The sequence below is a fragment of the Elusimicrobiota bacterium genome (assembly GCA_040757695.1).
GTDB lineage: Bacteria > Elusimicrobiota > UBA8919 > UBA8919 > UBA8919 > JBFLWK01.
In genome coordinates this window covers 1-1,199 of the sequence record JBFLWK010000244.1, presented here as the reverse complement: position 1 = coordinate 1,199, position 1,199 = coordinate 1, and the positions used below count along the sequence as shown (strand labels likewise).

2 protein-coding genes are annotated in these 1,199 nt (G+C 31.8%); both read right to left on the bottom strand.

What is annotated here, in order from left to right:
* A partial coding sequence (locus tag AB1349_14510) for an NAD-dependent epimerase/dehydratase family protein (protein MEW6558538.1) occupies positions 1-180 on the bottom strand: 180 nt, incomplete at its 3' end.
* On the bottom strand, positions 177-1,163 hold the full coding sequence (locus AB1349_14505) for an NAD-dependent epimerase/dehydratase family protein (GenBank protein MEW6558537.1): 987 nt from the start codon (positions 1,161-1,163) through the stop codon (positions 177-179). The genes AB1349_14505 and AB1349_14510, both read right to left, overlap by 4 nt.
* Positions 1,164-1,199: the final 36 nt, after the last annotated feature.

The window sequence follows — 1,199 nt, the reverse complement described above, 5'->3', positions numbered from 1 at the left end:
AAAGTAAAGCATATCACATTCTTTCATTCTTCTGTCTAACAATTTATTATTATAAATTCTTAAATCTTCATCTCTTGTTTCTAAAATATCAAACTCAATAACTTCTTCATTAATTTGTTTTAGATAATTTACCAAATGTCCACCAATTTGACCACTTGAGCCTAACACCAAATTTTTCATGATTTTTTCATCCTTTCATTTTCAACTTGTTTATTTATCCAATCGTATGTTTTTATTAGACCATCATATAATCTATAATTTGGTGACCAACCAATTTTTTCTCTGATCAATCTATTATCAGAATTTCTTCCTCTGACGCCAAGCGGACCATCTATATGTTTTAACTCTAGGTTTTTACCAGACATTTTAATTACAATTTCAGCTAACTGATTAATAGTCACCATTTCTTCCGAACCTATATTAACTGGTCCTGTAAAATCTGAATCCATTAGTCTTCTAACTCCTTCCAAACATTCATCAATATAGAGAAAAGATCTTGTTTGTTTACCATCGCCCCAAATCTCAATTGCGCTACCATCTTTTGCTACTGCCACTTTTCTACATATAGCAGCAGGTGCTTTTTCTTTGCCATTGTTCCATGCCCCTTCGGGACCAAAAATATTATGAAATCTTGCTATTCTTACATTTAAATTGTAATTTCGATTGTAAGATAAATATAATCTTTCACTAAATAATTTTTCCCATCCATACTCACTATCAGGAGATGCTGGGTAAGCAGAGTCTTCGGAACATTTAGGACTATCAGGATCTAACTGATTATACTTTGGATATATACAAGCAGAAGAAGAATAAAATATCTTCTTTATTCTGATTTTTTGCCCATAATGAATCATATTTAAATTAATTGTTGCTGAATTATGCATAACATCCGCATCATGTTCACCAGTAAAAATATAACCAGCTCCTCCCATATCCGCGGCTAATTGGTAAACTTCGTCAAATGGTTGTTCTAGTATCTTTTGGACTACTGATTGTTCTCTTAAATCTCCAATAATAAAATCATCTGCTATGCTTTTATTGAATTCGGGATATTTTAAATCAACAGCACGAACCCAAAAACCTTCTTTTTTTAGTTTCTTTACTAAATGATTTCCAATAAACCCTCCGCCACCACAAACTAATGCTTTTTTCTGTTTAATCATAGTTCCCCCTTCTCGTATCTTTTTTTATTCTTCCAA

What these genes read in the sequence shown, in the direction of transcription:
- AB1349_14505 (MEW6558537.1), bottom strand. Translation starts at nt 1,163, where the DNA reads ATGATTAAACAGAAAAAAGCATTAGTTTGTGGTGGCGGAGGGTTTATT.